Consider the following 22,675-nt stretch of genomic DNA (forward strand, 5'->3'; position numbering starts at 1 on the left):
TCTCTTCACCCTAACTAAAGAAATTAAATATGTCAATTTTAGTATTTGTAGAAAGTGCAGAAGGGCAAATAAAGAAAACATCTATAGAAGCAGTAGCTTATGCTAAAGCTATGGGCGAAGATGTGATCGCACTTGCACTTGGAAATAATATAGATCAAGCTGAATTAGAGTCATTAGGAAAGTATGGAGCATCGAAAGTGTTACATGCTGATGACGAAAAATTAAATCAAGGTGTAATTCAGGCATATGCTACTATCATAAGTGCTGCTATGGATAATGCCGGTGCTAATGTGCTAGTTTTAGCTAACTCATCATTAGGAAACCCAGTTTCTGCAAGAGTAGCTATTAAGCAAGATGCCAGCTTAGTGTCAAACGTTACAGCATTACCAGATACTTCTGCTGGTTTTAAAGTAAAAAGAAGCATTTACACCGGTAAAGCATTTGCCAATGTAGAGCTTACTAAAGACAAAAAGATTTTAGCCATTAAGAAAAATGCCGCTGAAATAGTAGAAGGTGATGGTACAGCTACTGTCGAAAAATTCAGTCCAGAGGCTGGTGCAGATGATTTTAATGCGAAGATCACTAAGGTAGATAAAGCTGAAGGAGAGGTTTTACTCCCAGAAGCAGAAATAGTGGTATCAGGAGGTAGAGGACTTAAAGGGCCTGAAAACTGGGGTATGGTAGAGGAGCTGGCAAAAGAACTAGGTGCAGCTACAGGATGTAGTAAACCAGTTTCTGATATGGATTGGAGACCTCATCACGAACACGTAGGACAAACAGGGGTGAAAGTTAGCCCTCAATTATATATTGCCATAGGTATTTCTGGAGCTATTCAACATTTAGCTGGAGTTAACTCATCTAAATATATTGTTGTTATTAATAAAGATCCGGAAGCACCTTTCTTTAAAGCAGCTGACTACGGTATAGTAGGAGATGCCTTTGAAGTAGTACCTAAATTAACTGAAGCATTAAGAGCAGCCAAGTAATTAGTGGATAAGATAAAATTAGAAATATTAGGATTATCTTCCAGTCAGTCGCAATCAGGATCTTTTGCACTGGTATTAGGGGAGACTGAGGGAACCAGAAGATTACCCATTATAATAGGAATGTTTGAAGCTCAGGCTATAGCTATTGAGATAGAGAAAATCATTCCTAATAGACCTATGACTCACGACTTGTTTAAGTCTTTTGCTCAAGGTTTTGGGTATAAAGTGGAAGAGATTATAATATCAGACTTAAAAGAAGGTGTATTCTTTGCCAAAATTATTTGTAGTAATGATGGTAAAGAAATTGAAATAGATGCCAGACCCTCTGACGCTATTGCAATAGGCCTAAGGTTTGATTCTCCTATATATACATACGAATCAATATTAGCAGAAGCCGGAATTGTTTTAACGGATGAAAATGAAGATGATATCGCTGAAATAAAAAGCGAAATCAAATCTTCTGCTAAGAAAAAAACTGCAAAAGCTGAAGGGGATGATTTAAAAGACTTTTCAGTAGATAAACTGAATGAGCTGCTTGATGATGCTATCGATAAAGAGGATTACGAGAAAGCAGCGAAAATCAGAGATGAATTGAGCAGAAGAAACTAATTTTTTTAATATTTCTATGGAGGTCTTCCTTTTAAGGAAGACCTTTTTATGTGCTTTAACTAAATGGATTATTTAAGAGGACTAATTGGGCTAGTGCTGTTAATAGGCATTGCCTTTGCTTTTTCAAAGAACAAAAAAGCGATTGACTGGAGGTTAGTAGGGATTGGCGTTTTACTTCAACTGATATTCGCCTTATTAATTACTAAAGTAGGATTCGTAGCAGATGGCTTCGATTGGATTAGTGGTAAATTTGTATTATTCTTAGGATTTGCCAATGATGGGGCTGAATTTCTATTTGGAGATTTGGTTAAAGCCGATAAATTCGGGTTTATTTTTGCCTTTCAAGTATTACCTACCGTTATTTTCTTTTCTACCGTATCAGCAGGGTTATACTACCTGGGTGTATTACAAAAAATTGTTTTTGCTATTGCCTGGATAATGTCAAAAACTATGCGTCTTTCAGGGGCTGAAAGCCTCTCTGCAGCTGGTAATATCTTTTTAGGACAAACAGAAGCTCCTTTGTTGGTAAGGCCATTTGTTAAAAATATGACCACCTCAGAGTTAATGTGTCTAATGACAGGAGGTATGGCTACCATTGCTGGAGGTGTACTTGCCGGTTATGTGGCATTTTTAGGAGGTGATGACCCCGTTGAACGAGCGAAGTACGCTGCATATCTGTTAAGTGCTTCAATAATGAATGCTCCTGCGGCTATTGTACTTTCGAAGATAATTATGCCAGAGGAAAGACCCGATGAGATTGATACTCATTTGAGAGTTAATAAAGATAGTATGGGAGTCAACCTTATTGATGCCCTTGCTAAAGGTGCTTCTGATGGTGTTGGTCTGGCTATTAATATTGCAGGGATGTTGTTGGCTTTTATAGCTGTAATATATGCAGTTAACTGGGTTTTGGTAGATGGTATAGGTGATATTACTGGTCTTAACGAATTTGTTGTTTCTAGTACAGGAGGGACTTTTAAGGGATTTTCTTTAGAATATATCCTAGGACAAATATTTCGTGTTTTTGCCTTTATAATGGGGGTAGAATGGTCAGAAACCATCCGTGTGGGTAGTTTGCTGGGCCAAAAAGTAGTAATAAATGAATTTGTAGCCTATCTGGATTTGGCACACATGAAAAGTGCTGGTGAACTTAGCCAGAAGTCAATAGTAATAGCAACTTATGCGCTATGTGGTTTTGCTAATTTTAGTTCTATAGCTATTCAGATTGGAGGTATTGGAGGAATGGCTCCTAATCGTCAGGGTGACCTTTCTCGTTTGGGTATGCGTGCATTATTTGCTGCCACACTGGCCACTATGATGACCGCTACCATTGCAGGTGCACTTTTTGGAGGATAAAAGATTATAGTCTTTAATAATATTTAGGGGTAGGTTTCTTCTTATAATGACTGTGCAATTCAGCTCATTATTGGTTTAATTTGAACCATGAAGAAGCCTACCCCTTTACACGTCTTAAATCAGTATTTTGGATACTCCGAATTTCGTGGTCAGCAGAGCGAAATTATTGATTACGTCTTAGGAGGTAAAGATGCCTTAGTGCTGATGCCAACCGGAGGCGGTAAATCTCTTTGTTACCAAATTCCTGCATTGATCTTCGAAGGGCTAACCGTAGTTATCTCCCCTCTCATAGCTTTAATGAAAGATCAGGTAGATGCACTTAAAGTCAATGGTATATCTGCCGCTTACCTTAATTCAACACTTTCTGTAGATCAACAATCAGAAGTTTTTAAACAGGTGAAAAATGGTGAAATTAAAATGCTTTACCTAGCCCCCGAAAGGCTTGTGGGTAAGCAGTCGGATTTCATTTCTTTTTTAAAATCTGTTCAAATATCCTTTATTGCTATTGATGAAGCTCATTGTATAAGCCAATGGGGGCATGATTTTAGGCCGGAGTATGCTATGCTTGGTGAGATGAAGGCTGAGTTTAATGATGTGCCGATGTTGGCACTTACAGCCACGGCCGATGAGCATACTCGTAAAGATATTCTTAAGCAACTTAAACTAAGAACAGGACGAACGTTTCTCTCTTCTTTTAACAGAGAGAATATAAAATATACAGTGCTGCCTAAGCAAAAGAGTTATGATCAGTTATTGAATTTCCTAGATCTACATACTGATGAGGCTGGCGTAATATATACATTGTCACGAGCATCAACGGAGTCTATTGCTCAGCGGCTTAATGATGATGGTTATAATGCTAGACCATATCATGCTGGGTTAAGTAATGATATTAAAGCCCAGAATCAAGAACTATTTGTTAGAGATGAAGTAAAGATAATAGTAGCCACCGTAGCATTTGGAATGGGCATTGATAAATCTAATGTTCGCTTTGTAGTTCATATGGATTTACCTAAAAATATAGAAGGCTACTATCAGGAAACTGGTAGGGCGGGGCGCGATGGGTTAGCTAGTGAAGCACTGTTGTTTTATAGCTATAGTGATGTGATGAAATTGGAAAGCTTTGTTGCAGTTGATGGTAATGATGAGCTAACGGGACTCAACCGTACTAAGCTAAAAAAGATGGCAGAATATGCCGACTTAAGGACGTGTAGGAGAAAATACCTGCTCAACTATTTTAATGAAGACTACGATGATCATTGCAATAACTGTGATGTTTGTTTGCGTAATGCTGAGCGAGCGGATGCTACTGTTATAGTGCAGAAGGCCCTATCTGCGGTAATTAGGCTAGGGGAGAGGTATGGCCAATCTTTTGTAATTGATTTTTTAAGAGGTTCAAATTCTGCTAAAATTAAGCCTGAGCATAAGTCAATAAAGACATATGGTGTTGGGAAAGATTTGTCTAAGGCAGACTGGAACCATTACTTTAAAGAGATTATTCATGAAGGATTGTTAGCACTTTCAACAGGCCAATATCCCATATTGACATGTACTGAGGAGGGAAGAAGTTTTCTGTTGGAAAAAAGAACGATGTCCTTGGCCGAACCTGCAAAGGCACTGCTCAGTGAGCCTCATTCTGTAACGGACCTTAGTTATGATAAAGGTTTGTTTGAAAAGCTAAAAAGCGTAAGGTATCAATTCGCTCAGAGAGATAATTTGCCTGCTTATATAATACTTTCGGATGCTTCTTTGGCGGAGTTAGCCAGTTACTTACCTACCTCTAAAGATAATCTTGTTAAAATATCAGGGTTTGGCGAAGTAAAGATCCAAAAGTATGGAGAGGCATTTATCGCTGCTATTGTGGATTATGCGAAGTCCAATGGCATGAAAACTGATTTGCTCAAAGGTGCGCGCATAGCAAGGAAAACCAAGAAGAGTGAAAGTAAGGGTACTTCTTATCTTTTAACTTTGGAGCTTTTTAAATCAGGTAAGAATCTAAACATGATAGCTGAAGAACGCGAATTGGCAATTAGTACTATTGAAGGGCATCTCAATCAAGCAATATTATCAGGAGAGCTTGAAGTAAATACATTAATTTCTGATAAATTATATGATGAAATCAAAACGGCATTAGTAACTCACGGAAGCACAGGATTGAAAGCCGTAAAGGAAAACTTAAGAGATGAAATTACTTACGGGGAAATCAGGGCTGTAAGTAATCATTTACAATTTTTGGATAAAAGTAAGTAAAAAGGGAGCCGACTACGCTCCCCTTTTATGACGACAACTTTATTTGGATTGGAATTCGAAGTTTTGTACAGGCGAAGCACTCATAATTTCTTCACTAGCATAGTCTTCAAATTTCTTGAAATTCTCTATGAATGAACTGGCTAAATGATTTGCCTTATCGTAGTAACCTTCATCGTTTTGCCAAGTTTCTCTTGGGCTTAAGACTTTTGAAGGTACATTAGGGCATACAGCAGGTATTTCAAAATGAAAAATAGAATGTTTTCTGTATCCTGCATTGGCCAATGATCCATCTAATGCAGCAGTAATCATGGCTCTGGTGTACTTCAATTTCATACGGCTGCCTATGCCATATGGCCCACCAGTCCAGCCGGTGTTTACTAACCATACATTAACATCATACTTCTCCATTTTTTCTCCAAGCATCTCAGCATATTCCGTTGGGTGAAGAGGTAAAAATGGTGCTCCAAAACACGCACTGAATACAGTCTGTGGCTCGGTAATACCAGCTTCCGTTCCTGCTACTTTCGCTGTGTAGCCAGATATAAAGTGGTACATAGCTTGAGCCTTATTGAGCTTAGAAATTGGAGGTAATACTCCGTAAGCATCACAGGTAAGGAAAAATATATTTTGAGGTATACCACCTACTGAAGGTTCTACTGAATTTGCTATATGATATATTGGGTAGGCAGTCCTTGTGTTTTCAGTAACCGAAGTATTAGTGTAATCAATTCTTCGTGAGCCAGGGATAAAGCGAGTATTCTCCACTATAGCGCCAAATTTTATGGCATCAAATATTTCAGGTTCCTTGTCTCTTGTCAGGTCTATTACTTTAGCGTAGCAACCACCTTCAAAGTTGAATACATTTTTGTCAGTCCAGGCATGTTCATCATCACCAATTAGTCCCCTGTTTTCATCAGCACTCAATGTTGTTTTTCCTGTACCCGAGAGACCGAAGAATATGGCTGTATCTAAGGTTTCTTTGCCAATGTTTGCAGAGCAGTGCATAGGCAAAACCTTATTTTCTGTTGGCAATAAGAAGTTCAGTACTGAGAAAATTCCTTTTTTCATTTCTCCGGCATAGCCCGTCCCACCTATTAATATCATCCTTTTAGTGAAATTAATAACTGCAAAATTATCTTGCCTAGTACCATCAGTATTAGGATCAGCTTTAAAATCCGGGTCGCAAAGAATAGTAAAGTTAGGGTCGAAACTTTCTAATTTATATTCTTCTGGACGTAAAAACATGTTATGGCAGAATAGGTTGTGCCATGCCTTTGTGTTTATTACCCGTAGATTTAGTCTGTACGTTTTGTCTGCACCTGCATAGGCATCTCTTACGTATAAGTCTCTTCCTTCTAAGTTTTTAATCATTTTTTCGTAAATGATGTCGAACTTATCCGCGTCAAAAGGAATGTTGATATCTCCCCACCATACCTTGTCCTTTGTAATATCATCTTTTACAATAAATCGGTCTTTAGGAGAGCGCCCCGTGAATTTACCTGTATCACACATTAATGAACCATTATCGGCCAATTGACCTTCATTGTTCGCTAGTGCTATTTCTACTAATTCTGCCGGAGTTTGATTCCAGAAAATTTTATTGGCATTTTTTATTCCATAAAAGTTAATGCCTTTGACCTGCGATTTTAAGCCTATTTCTTGCATTCTTTTCAAGTAGAGTTTTAAATACTGAGGTTTTAATAAGATTTATGTAAATGTAGGAAATTAAAAAGGCTAAGAAGAACCTTTTTTGAAAATTTAAATCGTTTGCAGTAATTTTTATTATCTCATTTATAATGAATTGTGTTTAATCCTGATAATTTGCTTATCTAACTTAACAATGGTAGTTTTATCGGTATTTTGTTTAATAAAAAGAAATTGTAATATATGTCTAAAACGTTTTTGGGGCATCCAAGAGGATTAGCAACGCTATTTTTCACTGAAATGTTTGAGCGCTTTAGCTACTACGGTATGCGTGCGCTTTTAATGCTATTTATGATTAAATCGGTAGCAGAAGGAGGTTTAGGCTTTGATGATAAAACATCTGGAGCTATATATGGCCTTTATGTTATGGGTGTTTATATCTTGGCACTGCCCGGAGGTTGGCTTGCCGACAGGCTTTTTGGTTTGAAAAAGGCCGTTTGGTATGGAGGTATTATCATTGCTTTAGGACATTTTACTATGGCTATACCGGGTTTATTAGACCTTGCTGGTATGGGTAGTGAAGGTGTTACCCAAATGGATACTGTACCTTTCTTTTTAGGTTTAATATTAATATGCGTAGGAACAGGATTATTAAAACCTAATGTTAGCTCTATGGTAGGTTCATTATATGTTAATGACTCTGGAGCAAGAAGAGATGCTGGTTTTTCTATCTTTTATTCTGGTATTAACTTAGGAGCTTTAGTGGCACCATTAGTGACAAGTCCATTGGGTGAATTTGTTAACTGGCATTTAGGTTTTGCTGCAGCAGGTTTATTTATGGTATTTGGTTTAATTCAATACAGAGCTACGGAAAAGTTTTTAGATGGAATCGGAGATTCCCCTGTAGTTACCACACCTGAAGAAGTAGCAGGGCATACCAATTTGGTGAAGTGGTTGAGAGTAGTTGTTTTAGCAATTATTGGGTTTTTAACGCTTTCTTTCCTTAATATTATTCCTATAGACGCTATCTTCTTAGCTGATTTCTCAGGGGTAGTAATAGTGCTAGTAGCCTTTTTATTCTTAGGATATGTTCTTCTTCTAGGTGGTTTAGAAGGCGCTGATAAAAAGAAGGTGATCGCCATTGGTGTTGTATTCATATTCTCAGCTATGTTCTGGTCAGGTTTTGAGCAGGCAGGTTCTACATTAAATATATTCGCTGATAGATTTACGGACAGACATATTTTTGGTATTGAAATAGCTGCAGGTGTATTCCAAGCTATCAATCCAATGTTTTTAGTAATCTTGGCACCAGTATTTGCCTCTATGTGGATATGGTTAGCCAAAAGAAATTTAGAACCTAGTAGTCCTGTAAAATTTGCGTTTGGTCTTATTTTACTAGGAGTTGGGTTTTTAATAATGGTATTTGCTGCAAAGGTGGCTGTTTCTGGAGAACTCGCTGCACCTGGATGGTTAATCTTAACCTATATGTTCCACACTTTTGGAGAGCTTAGTTTAAGTCCTGTGGGATTAAGTTTGACAACTAAACTAGCACCTAAGAAATTTTATAGTCAGATGATGGGGATATGGTTCATGTCTGTATCGCTTGGAAATTTGATAGCCGGTAGGATAGGAGGTGAAATTTCTGGTGATGGCGAAGATGCATTGCGTCAAATGCCAGATCAATTTATGATGATCGTTATTACTACAGTGGCTTCAGGAGTTTTATTACTTGTGCTTTACAAGCCTATAAGCAAATTGATGGGCGATGTGAAGTAATTAAATGTAAGTTTTCCATATAAACCTACATTGCCAGAACATAGTGGAAGATACGATTGTTGTACAATATATAGGTTTATATGGTTATTATGTTTTACTTTAAAGGGAAACCTTATAATTGATTGAATTAAAAAGTGACTTCAACTTCAAATATTAACGAAAGCTTTCGCGTAGGACAGAAAGATGTGATATATCAATATCAGGGAGAATGGCAGAATGAAAATTTGGATGATATCCTGATAACTTTTGAAGATATATTAAATAACAAGGTTACCGCTAAAGTTGTGCGAAGAAAATTATTCAATCTCGCAATAGAACTTACTCAGAATACATTTAATTATATTAAAACATTAGGGCTCAATTATAAGAGTGCTATATTTACTGTATTGCATGATTCTAATGGTTCATATAAGCTGTCTACCACTAACTATATTCATACAAACGATATATCTAGTGTTAGGTCCAGAATAGAAATGGTGAATGCCTTAGATGAACTGGAATTAGATGAATTGTATAGAGGGGTTTTAGAAATAGGTAGTTCTAGCAAAAGCGGTGGTGCTGGCCTAGGATTTATCCAATTGGTGAGAAAGTCAGGTTGTAAATTGAATTACAAATTTAGTACCGTAACTGACGGCTTTTCACGTTTTACCCTTGAAGTAACATTTCCTTTTTTTAATTGATTAATTTCAGATGGACAATTCAGATGTTATAAGAGCTGAAATGAATAATTATTCTTTAGTAAGAACTCCCAAAACACCAAGAATCTTTTTTAATGGGACCAATGGTATTTTCGAAATCACTGGTCGTTCCATTCCTGAGAACTCTATTGATTTCTATAAGCCCGTGTTAGAGTGGCTTGATAAGTATATTAAGCAACCTAGTGCCGAAACGATTTTAAACATCAATTTGGAGTACTTTAATACCAGCTCGTCTAAATGCTTGGTTGAGATACTAAAAGTACTTGAAAAGGTCTCTAAATCGAATAAGGTGGAGGTGAATTGGCATTATGAAGAAGATGACGAGGATATGATGGAGTCTGGAGAAGATTTTAGAAAAATAGTAAATATTCCGATTAATCTGGTAGTTGTTTAGCTACCATGTTTTTTTGGTCATTAACATAATAAAAAAGGGAAGTTGAATTCAACTTCCCTTTTTTATTACTATCAGATGATGTTCTTATTACATCATTCCAGGCATGCCACCACCGGCAGGCATAGCAGGTCCTTTATCCTCTTCAGGAATATCAGCAACTACAGCCTCAGTAGTTAATAACAACCCTGCAATAGAAGAAGCATTTTCTAATGCTAATCTCGTTACTTTTGTAGGATCGATTACACCAGCCTTAATTAAGTTTTCGTATTTGTTATCTCTTGCGTTATAACCGAAATCATCTTTTCCTTCTCTGATCTTTTGAACGATCACAGAACCTTCTTGTCCAGCGTTAGCTGCAATAGTTCTTAAAGGAGCTTCGATAGCGAGTCTGATAATGTTAACACCAGTAGCTTGGTCTTCATTGTCAGTCTCAATGCTTTCTAACGCATCAATAGCTCTGATAAGCGCTACACCACCACCAGCTACTACACCTTCTTGTACGGCAGCTCTAGTTGCGTGTAAAGCATCATCAACTCTATCTTTAATTTCTTTCATTTCTACTTCAGTAGCAGCACCTACATAAAGGATAGCCACACCACCAGAAAGCTTAGCTAATCTTTCTTGTAATTTTTCCTTATCGTAGTCAGAAGTAGTGTTTTCGATTTGCTGCTTAATTTGGTTTACTCTCGCTTCGATTTCCTCAGCCTGACCAGCACCGTTAACGATAGTAGTGTTATCTTTATCGATGTTGATTTTTTCAGCAGTACCTAAATATTCTAAAGTAGCACTTTCTAATTTATAACCTCTTTCTTCAGAAATTACTGTTCCGCCAGTTAAAACAGCGATGTCTTCAAGCATAGCTTTTCTTCTATCACCGAAACCAGGAGCTTTAACAGCAGCGATTTTCAACGCACCTCTGATTTTGTTTACTACTAAAGTAGCTAAAGCTTCACCGTCTACATCTTCAGCAATGATTAATAAAGGTTTACCTGTTTGAGCAGCAGCTTCAAGTACTGGTAATAATTCCTTCATTGCAGAGATTTTCTTATCGTAGATAAGGATGTAAGGGTTGTCTAACTCAGCTTCCATCTTCTCTGTGTTAGTCACAAAGTAAGGAGAAAGGTATCCTCTGTCAAACTGCATACCTTCTACAGTTTTAACTTCAGTTTCTGTACCTTTAGCTTCTTCAACAGTAATTACACCATCTTTACCTACTTTTTCCATTGCATCTGCAATCATTTTACCGATTTCAGAATCGTTGTTAGCAGAGATAGTACCTACTTGAGCAATTTCGTTAGAAGAATTGATAGTTTTTGATTGAGATCTTAAGTTCTCAACAACAGCAGTTACAGCCTTATCAATACCTCTTTTAAGATCCATTGGGTTAGCTCCAGCCGCTACGTTTTTAATACCGTGACCGAAGATAGCCTGAGCCAAAACAGTAGCAGTAGTAGTACCATCACCAGCATCATCAGCTGTTTTTGAAGCTACTTCTTTTACCAATTGAGCGCCCATGTTTTCAATAGGATCTTCTAATTCGATGTCTTTAGCAACAGATACACCGTCTTTTGTAACTGTTGGCGCTCCGAATTTCTTATCTAAAATTACGTTTCTACCTTTAGGTCCTAAAGTAACCTTTACAGCGTTAGAAAGTGCGTCTACTCCTTTCTTAAGTTTTTCTCTCGCTTCAGTATTGAATGATATTTCTTTAGCCATTATATTCTAATTTTTTAAGTCTGAATGAAATTAGTTAGTCTCTTATTATAGAGTAATTAAACAATTGCAAAGATGTCAGATTCTCTCATTATGAGATATTCCTTACCGTCAACAGTAATCTCTGTACCAGCGTACTTACCGTAAAGAACCTCATCACCTTCTTTTACAGTCAAAGGCTCATCTTTCTTTCCGTTACCTACAGCTATAACTTTACCTTTTTGAGGCTTTTCTTTTGCTGTGTCAGGAATGATGATGCCAGATGCCGTTTTTTCTTCAGCAGCAGCAGCTTCTACTAAAACTCTGTCCGCAAGAGGTTGAATATTTACTTTTGACATTTTCGTTATAGATTTTTGTTTAAAACTTTTATATCTGTTTTCTGTAGTCTGCTATTGCACGTTTTATGCCAATCATTTCACCTAAATATTTAGCGACATTTTTGCAGAGTTTCACATTAAAATAGGCTCTAACGTGTCAGAAACATGACAGGACGGAGGTGGAAGAAGGGTGACATTATGACTGAGTTGACATGAATTGTAATTTTTGCTATTTTATTTAATTAAATGAATGGGAAAATGAATAAATTAAATGATGACTGGTTAACGCAAGGTCTTATAGACTTTGAATACAAAAAGTACGTATTGCTGTCATATTTGCAAACTGTCAAAGAGTCGTTTAGTGATCGGAGGCTTTACCCTTTTCTTGGCGAGCTCGTGCATCATTATAATAATCTTTTGTTGTTTGAGAAGAATAAGCAGTTGATGCAGGGGCATTTCCCTAAAGAGGTAGATGGCATAGATCTTAATGATTTTAAGTTGACCTATAAGCAAATTAGCGAGGATAGTGAAATAATGTCTGAGCTAAAGGAGATTGTTGAGTTTGCTAAGCCCTTATTACAATCGCACTTATATGAAGGTAAAGAGATATACGAATATGTAGAGAGCCAGTGTGAGTTAATACCTATTGGCTTAATGCCATTATATACTGACGAAGGTTATGTGTTCATTAAAAAAACGGCAAAGAAGAAGGTGAAATTATTTCGTTATTCAATTCAGGTGGTGCATAGTGGGCCAGATAATTTTAGAGCCATTAATACTACTTATATAGATGAGGTAAGTAAGGGGGTAGGCACTACATATGAGGGTATAAAACTAGAATTGATTAGGAGATTTAAGGAGCTGCCAAACCCTGCTACATTTTTAATTCAGACCAAACAGTCTTTTCCATTTGCTTCAACTATAGAGCCCATTGCAAAACGAATATTGGTACAATACATTTTAAAAAGGGCATAAAAAAAGGCTTTTGAATTTCAAAAGCCTTTCATTGATGTTGTCTATTAAAATTACTGAGCCGAGTCAGTAAGATCTAATTCTTCAGTTGTTCCAGCATCGCTAGCATCAGTATCGATAGTAGGTAATGCAGTTCCTCCTTGCTCTTCAGCTCTATCTCTGAATTCGTCAGCAGGTCGTTGGTTTGTATCAATTAAGAATTTTGTAGAAAGAGTCAAAACAAAAATAGCAATTGCAAAGCTCCATGTTAATTTCTCTAATAAATCACCGGTTTTCTTTACACCGATCATGTTACTGGCTCCAGATCCGCCAAATTGGCTAGTAAGACCTCCTCCTTTAGAGTTTTGAGCTAATACTACTAAGATTAGTAATACACAAGCCAGAATAATTAAACTTAATACTAATATAAACATTGTTTGACTCAGTTAATTTTTCAGTTCTTCTATACAGGACGCAAAGTAAGCTTTTTTTTGCGGAAATTTCCAAATTAATTTCTTATAAATGTCTATCGCTTTATCTTTCTTACCTTGGTTAATAAGTATTTTAGCAAGGTTTTCAGAAACTAACTCTTCATTAAATTGAGTGCTTCCTTGAGACAAATCTGACTGATCTTCACCGCTATTAGCTACCTTTCCTTTTATGCTAGGGTCAGCGATGATGAATTCATCTATAATTTTATTTTGCTCTGCCTGAATTTTTCTTTTTTGCTCTTTTTTTTGGAGGTCTTCCTCACTTTCGGGCGTGCTAGCTTTGCTCTTTTTTGCAGTTGTTTTTTTGCGAGTTACTTTTTTTGTAGCTCCTGCTGCTTTTGCTTTAGCAGTAGTTTTTTCTTTATCCGCTGCTTTTGTTTTGGCAGTGGTCTTTTTTCTTGTAGTAGTTTTCTTAGCAGTGGTTTTAGCTTTTGTTACCCGCTTTTTTGGGGCGGGTTTAACTTCTTCTTCTGCTAATGTTTCTTCTATCTCTGTTTTTTCATTCTTAGCTTCTTTGTGCTCTTCCTCCCATTCTAAGTACGAAGCCTTACTTTGTTTTAATGCCTCTAAGTCAGCAAGTATCTCGTTGCTTATAGGTGACTCATCAGGAAGTACAGTAATGAAAGTATTGTCTTCTTGAGGGGGTATTTCAGTAACGGGTGATTCTTGCTCGTCATAAGCACTATCAGTCTCGTTTTCAGCTTCTAGCGGGGTGTAAGGTGAAGAGTCATTTTCAATTACTCTTTTTAAAACAGTACGATCAGCAATATACAAAGCAGCATAGTGCAAGGTTTCCGAAGCTATAACGGTATTCGCATCATGGTGTGCCTTTGATAGCAATACATGAAGCATCTGGCTATACGGATAGTCTTTCACTAAATCGTGCAGCTTATTCCTTTCTTCTGTAGGAATATTGTGATAGTTTCTGAGTAAATGAATGAATTTGTTTTTATTCAAAGTAGCTTAGTTTGATGACTTTGACTCTAACTTAGTGAGTAAAAATATAATTAATTTTACCAATTGGCAACCGAGGCATTGAATATATCTAAAATAATCTGATCAAAAATTTCGTCAAGTAGCTCAGCTTCAATGGTTGTAAGGTTTTGGTCACTGTCAAAATCCTTGTAGAAGGAGAATGTTTTGTTTTCGAAATCAAATTGATCATCAGTAGTATTTACATAGGTAGCTTGTACGGTAATGGTAAGCCTTGTTAGGGCCGAAGTGTTACCTGTAAAACTATCGTTGTTTACTGCAGTAGGGGCAATAGGAGAGAGTCTGTATCCGGTAATGGTACCCTCTAATTGCAATTCTCCATCTTCATCAACTAAACCTAAATTGGTATTAGAAAGATAATAATCCTTCAGTTTGTTGGTGAAAGTCTGGCTCATATCTGGAGGCCCACCTTCTGCATCGTTATAAAACATTTGGATGGAGATGGTTTCTGCAGTAATAGCCACTCCTGTAAAAGAGTAAACACCACAAGCTGTAAGTAATGCTACTGGCAATACTAATAGCAGTGATTTTAATGACTTAAAGGTCTTCAAGTTCGTATTGTTTTATTTTTCGGTAAAGGGTTCGTTCCGAGATACCCAAATCTTTAGCGGCATATTTTCGCTTATTGTTATTCTTTCTTAGTGCCTTGATGATAAGTTCTTTTTCCTTTTTTTCTAAAGAAAGAGAATCGTCATCTTCAGTTTCATGCGTGATATCTTCTATATCACTACTTGTATGACTGAAAGAACTGTCTAAATCAGAATTTTTGATGTTAAGCAAAACGGGTTCGTCCGGTATGTTGGCAGAGCTATTATGGGTTAGACTATTATTATCTAAATCTTCAAAAAGCTCGCTATGATCTTCAATAATTTGAGTTGCAGAGCCTTCGTTTTGAAGTGCTTCTAACACAAATTTCTTCAGGTCATTCATGTCCTTTTTCATATCGAACAAAATCTTGTATAACAAATCTCGTTCCGAAATGCCCTGTGAACTGTCAGAAGGATCTTGATATAAAGCCGGAAGCCTTTGACCATCTTGAGGTAAATATTTAATTAATGTTTCTTTATCTATTAATTTTTCGTCAGTAGATAATACCGATATCTGTTCTGTGAGGTTTTTTAACTGCCTAATATTACCCGGAAATCTGTATTGTAATAGGGTTTCTTTTGCGTCATCAGTAAGCGAAATGGGCTTTACTCTATATTTTTCAGCAAAGTCGGTGGCAAATTTCCTAAAGAGTAAATCTATATCATTACCTCTATCTCTTAATGGCGGCACATAAATAGGCACAGTGCTAAGCCTGTAGTAAAGGTCTTCTCTAAATTTGCCTTCACTCACAGCTTTCATCAGGTTTACATTGGTAGCCGCTACTACTCTAACATCCGTTTTTTGTACTTTAGAAGAGCCTACCTTAATGAATTCTCCATTTTCGAGTACCCTTAGTAGCCTAGCCTGTGTGGCTACAGGCATTTCACCTATTTCATCTAAGAATATTGTACCTCCGTTGGTTACTTCAAAGTATCCTTTTCTTGCTTCATGAGCGCCAGTAAAAGATCCTTTTTCGTGCCCAAATAATTCAGAATCTATAGTGCCCTCAGGTATAGAACCACAGTTGATGGCAATAAACTGATTGTGCTTTCTTGGACTTAGGTGATGAATTATTTTACTGAAAGATTCTTTTCCACTTCCACTTTCTCCGGTAATTAGTACCGACATGTCAGTGGAAGAAACCTGTACAGCTACTTGTATAGCATGGTTCAGTAAAGATGAATTACCAATTATGCCAAAGCGTTGTTTTACACTTAGAATTTCTGAATTAGACATATATGAAGTTTAATCTACGATTTTACCGAAAAGAGTAGCTGCCGAACAGTCTTCTACAAGCACGTTTACATAATCACCTTTTTTATAGTCTTTTTTAGGGAATATAATTACTTTGTTGGCGGTGTTACGTCCTTGTAAATCGTCAGCGGATCTTTTAGAGAATCCTTCGATTAATACTTTGTGTACTTTTCCTATATCTCTTTTATTTCTTTCTAATGAGTGTGCCTGTTGCTTTTCAATAATCTCACTTAGGCGTCTTTTTTTGATGTCAAGAGGAATGTCATCTTCATACTTCTTAGCTGCCAATGTGCCTGGTCTTTCGCTGTAAAAGAACATGTATGAAAAATCGTATTTTACGTAATCCATTAATGTTAACGTCTCCTTGTGCTCTTCTTCAGTTTCAGTACAGAAGCCAGCTATCATATCAGAAGATATACCACAGTCTTCACCTATTATTCTTCTGATGGCATCCACTCTATCAATATACCATTCTCTGGTGTATGTTCTGTTCATAATTTCCAACACACGGGTGTTTCCACTTTGTGCAGGAAGGTGTATGTAATTACAGATGTTTTCGTAATTATTCATAGTATGAAGTACCTCATCTGTAATATCTTTGGGGTGCGAAGTAGAGAACCTTACTCTTAGTTCGGGGCTTACATTCGCTACCATTTCAAGCAAGTTAGCAAAGTTTACTACATCGGTGATGCCCGCTTTTTCTAACTTAGCCTTATTGTTTACTTCTTCAGACCATTTGTATGAGTCTACATTTTGTCCAAGAAGGGTAACTTCTTTATAACCGTTTTTGAAAAGCTCTTCAGCTTCTTTTACAATAGAATGAGGGTCGCGGCTTCTTTCTCTTCCTCTGGTAAAAGGTACTACACAGAAAGAACACATATTATCACAACCACGCATGATAGAAATGAATGCTGTGACACCGTTGGAGTTCAACCTCACGGGACTAATGTCTGCATATGTTTCTTCTCTTGATAAGAAGGTGTTAACCGCTTTTTGACCATCGTCAACTTTTCGTACCAAGTTAGGTAAGTCTCTGTACGCATCAGGGCCAACTACCAGATCAACTATTTTCTCTTCTTCTAATAGTTTGTCTTTTAGCCTTTCAGCCATACAACCCAATACACCGATCATCATTTCGGGGCGGTCTCTTTTAACGGCATTAAACTGTGCCAAACGATGTCTCACCGTTTGTTCTGCTTTTTCTCTAATGCTACAGGTATTTAAGAAAACAACATCAGCCATATTGAAGTCAGAAGTAGTGTCGAAGCCTTCTTCTTTCATTATAGAAGATACTATTTCACTGTCAGAGAAGTTCATCTGGCAGCCATAGCTTTCTATATATACTTTACGCTCTTTTCCTGTATCTTCTTCTTTTGAAACTTTGTAGGTTTCACATGCTTCCTGGCTAGCATCAGGATTCAAAATATCTATGTCTTCAATCACATTATCCATAGTTCACAGATTAATTAAGATGCAAAGTTAATAATAAGGTTTGAAAGTGACATAATGTCAGTTGTCAATATTTGTTATTTTTGGAGACCCAAGGCACGAAAGCAGTGCCTTGGCTTTTAAAAGGCATTCTTCGTATTCTTTTTCAGGCTTGGAGTCATAAGTTATAGCGCTGCCTACGTGAAATGATAAACGCTTGCTGCTACTATTATATAAAAGACTGCGTATAACTACATTAAAATCAAAGTTGCCTTCTGGAGTTATGTAGCCGATGGTGCCGGAGTACAAGCCTCTGCGCGAAGCTTCATAGTGTTCTGCCAGTTGCATGACCTTAATTTTTGGAGCGCCTGTCATACTTCCCATCGGGAATGCATTTTTAATAGCTTCTACAAAATGTATTTCAGGTTTTAATGCCCCTTTAATAGTTGAAATCATTTGATGTACTTGCTTAAAGCTGTAGATGCCAAACATTTCGTCTGTAACTACACTGCCGCTTTTGCAGCTCTTGGCAAGATCATTACGTACCAAGTCTACAATCATCATGTTTTCGGCTAGCTCTTTTTCATCGGTTTTTAAAAGTTGGATATTTCTCTGATCTTCTTCAAATGATGAGCCGCGTGGTGCAGTACCTTTTATAGGCTGCGAGGTTAGGGTGTTATGGTGTTTTTTTATAAAGCGCTCGGGACTCGCACATATATTAAAGTGCTGGTTGTCAAATTTGTAAAAAACACTAAATGGGGTAGGGGAGATTTCTTTGAGTTTGAAATAAAACTCTAAGGGTTTTAAATCATACTGGCCCAAAAACTCTATGCAATAATTGATTTCGTAAATATCACCTTCTAATATGTGTTTTTTTAGTTTGTTTACGGTGTCAATGTATTCATTTTTGGAAGTACGGCTTTGTATAAATTCTAGTTGGTTCGCAGAAGAATTTAACGCTTGCTGATGTTTATTGATATTTTCTAATAACAATTCAGGATTATCGCTTTGTATGCTAACCTCTTCGTTATCGAAGGTTATCAAATGCTGTGGTTCGTAAAAATAGAATAAAGGTGTTTTTAGCGTATCATCGTTTTGGCTACTTAAGTTTTCTATTTCATTTTTTAAATCGTAAGCAAGATGCCCTACGAGCCAGCATTGATGTTTTTGGTGATATTCTTGGATTTGGTTAAATGAATTGCTTCCGTTGTAGCTTATTTTTCTTTTGGCTCCAAATGCCACCATCTTTGGAAATGCTCCGCTGGGTATATTGGTAATGTTATTATTGTCGAATGCCGTGCAATCTTCAAATTGAGCAGCATATGACATAGTTTGCCTGTAAAAGGCATTAATATCAATAGGGGAAATGTGTAAGGCTTTGTTCAAGAAGTTTTTACTGCAAATAAAAGCAAAAAAATAAGCCTGCTCAATAAATGAACAGGCTTTATATCAGTTGCTATAGGTTACTATAACTTACATGCTTGCAGCTTCGCTAGCTTGTATATCAAAAGCAACGTTTACAGTGTTGTAGATAAACTTGTCTTTAGTTTTGTCTACTACACTAGCTTCGTCACCATAAGAAAGACCCCAAAGAGTTCTATCAAGGTTAAATTTAGCTTTAGCTTCGATTTTATCGTTAGCCATAGTTACTACTGCAGGGAAAGAAATACTTAAGGTTTTTCCTCTCATAGTTAAGTTACCAGTTACTTTATGAGTAGGTGACTGTACCATAAATTCTTTAGCGCTAGCTGGCTTGTACTCTGAGTCAAACTCTTCTTTTACTTTAATAGAGTCAGAAGTGTTGTAAGGCTCTACAGAAGTAATTACGAATTTAGCTTCAGGGAAGCTATCAGTGAAAAAGAAAGCGTCAGATTTTAAGTGATCAACAAGCTTATCGTGCATTTCTTGATCATCTTTCAAATCAGTGCTTTTTAAGCCTGTAAGGTCTAATGTGATAGTACCGCCTACAATGTTTTCGTTTTCAACAGCGATATCTCCTGAAGCTACAGGAATAGTCCCATCATGTTTGCCTGTTGGCTTACTTCCTATCCACGTTACAGTACTTGCATCAGTGCTAACTGCATACTCATGAGAAGCGCTCACTTCTTCTACTTCTTTTGCTTCTGAAACCTCAGCATCAGTGCCTTCTTTCTTCTGACCACAAGAAGCTACAAAAGCAGCCATTGCCATAAGTATTAAAAACTGAATGTTTTTCATTTCTGTTCTTTTAAGTTGGTTAAATTGCGTTATATAGTAATATACAACAAATGTATAAAATTATCCAACAACTAAAATAGGTGTTCAAACATTAAAATGGCTGTAATAAAAAAAATTAATGATAAAGCCCCGAAATTTGGGGTGAATTGCTTTTTGGCTGATAACGCCACAGTAGTAGGTGATGTAGAAGCAGGAGATAATTGTACTTTCTGGTTTAATGCAGTGGTAAGGGGAGATGTAAACAAAATTATAATAGGAAATAACACTAATATTCAAGACGGGGCCGTTATTCACTGCACATATAATAAAACTATTACCACTATAGGTAATAATGTTTCGGTGGCCCACAATGCTATAGTGCACGGCTGCACTATAGAAGATAATGTATTAATAGGTATGGGAGCAATAATTATGGATAATGCTATTGTACGTTCTGGGGCAGTGGTTGCGGCAGGTGCAGTGGTGCTGGCTGGTACTGAAGTGGAAGCGAATAGTATTTATGCTGGTATGCCTGCAAAAAAAGTGAAGGATACTAGCGCTGAGATGATAGCAGTAATTAAAAGAACAGCGGAAAACTATCCAAAGTATGCGAGTTGGTATAAAGATGATGAATGATTTTTCTGATTTTGAATATAATAAAGAACGTGCTATTACTATTTATTAATTTAATTATAGTATAATCGGCTGGCTCAATTTATATTAGCGCCATACAATTGCGGTATTAACGAGGCGTTATGCCTTAGGTTTTTAAATGCTTCATGGAAATAGGAAATAAGGTTTATTTATAACTTCCTGTAAATCAGTGATTAGCAATATTTAAATAAAAAATTTATTTCCAAATAAAGGACACTTAAATGCTTGCTAGTAATTGTAATTTGAATTAAATTAAGAGAATCAATAAGACGAAATAATAGGTAGAAGTCATTACTTAAATTATGAGTTATTTAAATAAAGGATATGACCCGGAGGTCATACAGGCATATAAAGATAAGATGCAGAAGCAAAATCAGAATTACTTAATTGTGGAATCTGATGATAATTCTGAGGAATACGTAAATTTTAACTTTATAGGAATGTATGAAGGGAAAGAGGTAATTTATGATGCAGTAATTTATACGTTAAGGTTGCATCATAATAGCGAGCTATATGAGATAGCAGAGCATCGAGCAGCACAGCATTTTCCTGAGTTCAGGAAGATAAAGTACGAGGAAGATGAGAATGGAGATTTAGAATTGCTAGATAGCCTAGAAGAAGAAATTGGTCTTTTTATGGCAGAGGTAATGACAGAGCTGGAGGAAGATGAAGAAGTAAAAGTGAAAGAGCATGTAGAGCTAGACCCTAACGTAAGCTTTGGAGTTGGTTTGGATGCAGGTTTGAATGAGGAGAAAATCTCCAACAAACTTATTTCTAATTTCGTTATTAAGTATAATGAAGATACATTGAAATTAGATGAAACACTTTACACCTTCCAGACTGAGGATGAAGAAGTGATGAAATAAAATTATATTATTATGACAAAAGCGGGTTTGAAATTTAGAAGAAGTGTTTATTATACGCTCGCTTTTGTCATGCTCATATGGGCAATAAAAATAATTGAATTCGCCATAGGTACAGATTTTGGTGACTATGGAATTCTACCCCGCACACTAAGTGGTTCTGTAGGTATTTTTACAGCACCATTGATACATGGAGATATGTATCATCTATTAGCTAATACATTTCCAATATTATTTTTAGGGATAGGGCTATTTTACTTTTATGATAGAATAGCATTAGTAGTAATTTTGCTCATCTATTTTATGAGTGGTTTTTGGGTTTGGGTAGCTGCACGCGAGGCTTATCATATTGGAGCTAGCGGCTTGGTGTATGGAATGCTTACTTTTTTACTTTTAAGTGGATTTTTAAGGAGAGACCCGCCATCGTTAGCCATTAGTTTTATTGTTTTATTTCTTTATGGAGGCTCTTTTATAACAGGAGCCCTTCCTGTTGATAGTGCCGTTTCTTGGGAGTCTCACTTAATGGGGGGCATTGCCGGTATATTCTGTGCTATTTACTTTAGGGCCTATAAAAATCCTAGAAAACAACAAGTTGAAATTCTTGATGCGCCACTAGAGATAGAATCTAGTATGCCTGAGTATATTTATCATTACAAAGAAGCGGAAAATAACTCTACCGAAGTGGTTGAAAATAAAGAGGATGCCAAGCCTATAGCATTTGTTTACCGTGTAAACTCACCTTATAATACTTCAGACAAAGGAACTAACCCTTAAAAAAAATAATTTTAGCAATTTTCTATAATCTTTACTTTCTTTGCTTCCATTTGAAATTAAAATCTATAGAAAGTGAAAAATTTATCCCTTGTTTTAAACGTAGTTCTAATCGTTGCAGTAGGAGTATTATATGTATTACATTTTAACGGAGAAGGAAAAGACGGAGCTGATCAATCTAGCATAGTTGAAAATGCAGAGTATTCCGTGGCTTACATAAATGCAGATACTGTACTGCAGAATTATCAATTTTTTAAGGACAAGCAGGCTGAACTAGATGTAAAAAGCAAGAAGCTTCAGACTGAATACCAAACCAGAGCTCAAGGATTACAAAAAGAGTTAAATGAATACCAAAGAAACATTAATAACTTAACCATTGGCCAGGCGAAGGCTGTGGAAGAAAGTTTAATGAAAAAGCAGCAAAACTTAAGAGTATATCAGGATAACCTTTCTCAGCAGCTAATGAATGAAGAAGCAAAAATTAATCAAGAGTTATATGAGAAAGTAACTAAATTCTTAAAAGATTATAGTGAGAAAAACGGTATTGAGTTAGTTGTGAAATATAATCAGGGTAGTGATGTTTTATATGCTAATGATAGCATGAATATTACTAAAAGTGTAGTTAAAGGGTTAAATGATGTATACGCTACTGAAGGACAAGAAGCAGATACAACAACTCCAAAGACTGATTCTACAGAGACAAAGTAATTAAGTAATAGATTTTATAAAGAAGAGCTCACTTT

22 protein-coding genes are annotated in these 22,675 nt (G+C 36.5%); 12 read left to right on the top strand and 10 right to left on the bottom strand.

Annotated elements, in window-relative coordinates:
• The first annotated feature begins 29 nt into the window (after positions 1-29).
• From ACXACQ_RS14735 to recQ, 4 genes are all read left to right on the top strand, one after another.
• Positions 30-986: an electron transfer flavoprotein subunit alpha/FixB family protein gene (locus ACXACQ_RS14735; RefSeq protein ID WP_474976719.1), complete on the top strand. Its 957-nt coding sequence runs from the start codon at positions 30-32 to the stop codon at positions 984-986.
• Positions 987-989: 3 nt separating this feature from the next.
• Positions 990-1,595 carry a bifunctional nuclease family protein gene (locus ACXACQ_RS14740; RefSeq protein ID WP_474976720.1) on the top strand — a complete coding sequence of 202 codons (606 nt, stop codon included), beginning with the start codon at positions 990-992 and terminating at the stop codon, positions 1,593-1,595.
• 63 nt (positions 1,596-1,658) lie between these two features.
• The gene (locus ACXACQ_RS14745) at positions 1,659-2,951 is read left to right on the top strand and encodes a NupC/NupG family nucleoside CNT transporter (protein WP_474976721.1); all 1,293 of its coding nucleotides are present in this window, start codon (positions 1,659-1,661) and stop codon (positions 2,949-2,951) included.
• A gap of 87 nt (positions 2,952-3,038) precedes the next feature.
• Positions 3,039-5,201, top strand: coding sequence for a DNA helicase RecQ (recQ, locus tag ACXACQ_RS14750; protein WP_474976722.1), 2,163 nt, complete (start codon positions 3,039-3,041; stop codon positions 5,199-5,201).
• 39 nt (positions 5,202-5,240) lie between these two features.
• Here the strand turns inward: recQ and pckA are convergent, their stop codons facing one another.
• The gene (pckA, locus tag ACXACQ_RS14755; protein ID WP_474976723.1) at positions 5,241-6,866 is read right to left on the bottom strand and encodes a phosphoenolpyruvate carboxykinase (ATP); all 1,626 of its coding nucleotides are present in this window, start codon (positions 6,864-6,866) and stop codon (positions 5,241-5,243) included.
• A gap of 222 nt (positions 6,867-7,088) precedes the next feature.
• Between pckA and ACXACQ_RS14760 the strand changes: the two genes are divergently transcribed.
• The 3 genes from ACXACQ_RS14760 to ACXACQ_RS14770 all read left to right on the top strand — a co-directional run bounded on the left by ACXACQ_RS14760 (position 7,089) and on the right by ACXACQ_RS14770 (position 9,713).
• Positions 7,089-8,621 (top strand): peptide MFS transporter, encoded by a 1,533-nt coding sequence (locus tag ACXACQ_RS14760; RefSeq protein WP_474976724.1) that lies wholly within the window; start codon positions 7,089-7,091, stop codon positions 8,619-8,621.
• Between the two features lie 134 nt (positions 8,622-8,755).
• Positions 8,756-9,301 (top strand): SiaB family protein kinase, encoded by a 546-nt coding sequence (locus ACXACQ_RS14765; protein WP_474976725.1) that lies wholly within the window; start codon positions 8,756-8,758, stop codon positions 9,299-9,301.
• A 10-nt stretch (positions 9,302-9,311) separates the two neighbouring features.
• Positions 9,312-9,713, top strand: a complete 402-nt coding sequence (locus ACXACQ_RS14770) for a DUF1987 domain-containing protein (RefSeq protein WP_474976726.1) — start codon at positions 9,312-9,314, stop codon at positions 9,711-9,713.
• A gap of 87 nt (positions 9,714-9,800) precedes the next feature.
• Here the strand turns inward: ACXACQ_RS14770 and groL are convergent, their stop codons facing one another.
• A complete protein-coding gene (gene groL / locus ACXACQ_RS14775; protein WP_474976727.1) occupies positions 9,801-11,429 on the bottom strand; it encodes a chaperonin GroEL in 1,629 nt (542 codons plus the stop codon).
• Positions 11,430-11,485: 56 nt separating this feature from the next.
• On the bottom strand, positions 11,486-11,764 hold the full coding sequence (locus ACXACQ_RS14780) for a co-chaperone GroES (RefSeq protein ID WP_474976728.1): 279 nt from the start codon (positions 11,762-11,764) through the stop codon (positions 11,486-11,488).
• Positions 11,765-12,001: 237 nt separating this feature from the next.
• Between ACXACQ_RS14780 and ACXACQ_RS14785 the strand changes: the two genes are divergently transcribed.
• Positions 12,002-12,718, top strand: a complete 717-nt coding sequence (locus tag ACXACQ_RS14785; RefSeq protein WP_474976729.1) for a hypothetical protein — start codon at positions 12,002-12,004, stop codon at positions 12,716-12,718.
• Between the two features lie 50 nt (positions 12,719-12,768).
• On the opposite strand, the gene secG is transcribed toward ACXACQ_RS14785, so the two are convergent.
• From secG to ACXACQ_RS14820, 7 genes are all read right to left on the bottom strand, one after another.
• Positions 12,769-13,128: a preprotein translocase subunit SecG gene (gene secG, locus ACXACQ_RS14790; RefSeq protein WP_474976730.1), complete on the bottom strand. Its 360-nt coding sequence runs from the start codon at positions 13,126-13,128 to the stop codon at positions 12,769-12,771.
• A 12-nt stretch (positions 13,129-13,140) separates the two neighbouring features.
• A complete protein-coding gene (locus tag ACXACQ_RS14795; protein WP_474976731.1) occupies positions 13,141-14,142 on the bottom strand; it encodes a tetratricopeptide repeat protein in 1,002 nt (333 codons plus the stop codon).
• 56 nt (positions 14,143-14,198) lie between these two features.
• Positions 14,199-14,729, bottom strand: a complete 531-nt coding sequence (locus ACXACQ_RS14800; protein WP_474976732.1) for an LptE family protein — start codon at positions 14,727-14,729, stop codon at positions 14,199-14,201.
• On the bottom strand, positions 14,716-16,002 hold the full coding sequence (locus ACXACQ_RS14805) for a sigma-54 interaction domain-containing protein (RefSeq protein ID WP_474976733.1): 1,287 nt from the start codon (positions 16,000-16,002) through the stop codon (positions 14,716-14,718). The genes ACXACQ_RS14800 and ACXACQ_RS14805 overlap by 14 nt, the downstream gene beginning before the upstream one ends.
• 9 nt (positions 16,003-16,011) lie before the next feature.
• Complete coding sequence (miaB, locus tag ACXACQ_RS14810) at positions 16,012-17,472, bottom strand: tRNA (N6-isopentenyl adenosine(37)-C2)-methylthiotransferase MiaB (RefSeq protein ID WP_474976734.1); 1,461 nt, start codon at positions 17,470-17,472, stop codon at positions 16,012-16,014.
• A gap of 57 nt (positions 17,473-17,529) precedes the next feature.
• Positions 17,530-18,834, bottom strand: a complete 1,305-nt coding sequence (locus ACXACQ_RS14815; protein WP_474976735.1) for an anthranilate synthase component I family protein — start codon at positions 18,832-18,834, stop codon at positions 17,530-17,532.
• Positions 18,835-18,921: 87 nt separating this feature from the next.
• Positions 18,922-19,665, bottom strand: a complete 744-nt coding sequence (locus tag ACXACQ_RS14820; protein WP_474976736.1) for a YceI family protein — start codon at positions 19,663-19,665, stop codon at positions 18,922-18,924.
• Positions 19,666-19,761: 96 nt separating this feature from the next.
• Between ACXACQ_RS14820 and ACXACQ_RS14825 the strand changes: the two genes are divergently transcribed.
• From ACXACQ_RS14825 to ACXACQ_RS14840, 4 genes are all read left to right on the top strand, one after another.
• Entirely contained in the window at positions 19,762-20,280 is a 519-nt protein-coding gene (locus ACXACQ_RS14825) for a gamma carbonic anhydrase family protein (RefSeq protein WP_474976737.1), read from the top strand.
• Between the two features lie 320 nt (positions 20,281-20,600).
• On the top strand, positions 20,601-21,164 hold the full coding sequence (locus tag ACXACQ_RS14830) for a hypothetical protein (RefSeq protein WP_474976738.1): 564 nt from the start codon (positions 20,601-20,603) through the stop codon (positions 21,162-21,164).
• Positions 21,165-21,176: 12 nt separating this feature from the next.
• A complete protein-coding gene (locus ACXACQ_RS14835) occupies positions 21,177-21,935 on the top strand; it encodes a rhomboid family intramembrane serine protease (protein WP_474976739.1) in 759 nt (252 codons plus the stop codon).
• Positions 21,936-22,007: 72 nt separating this feature from the next.
• Entirely contained in the window at positions 22,008-22,640 is a 633-nt protein-coding gene (locus tag ACXACQ_RS14840) for an OmpH/Skp family outer membrane protein (protein WP_474976740.1), read from the top strand.
• Positions 22,641-22,675: the final 35 nt, after the last annotated feature.

The sequence above is a fragment of the Fulvivirga sp. AWR4_260 genome (assembly GCF_056158185.1).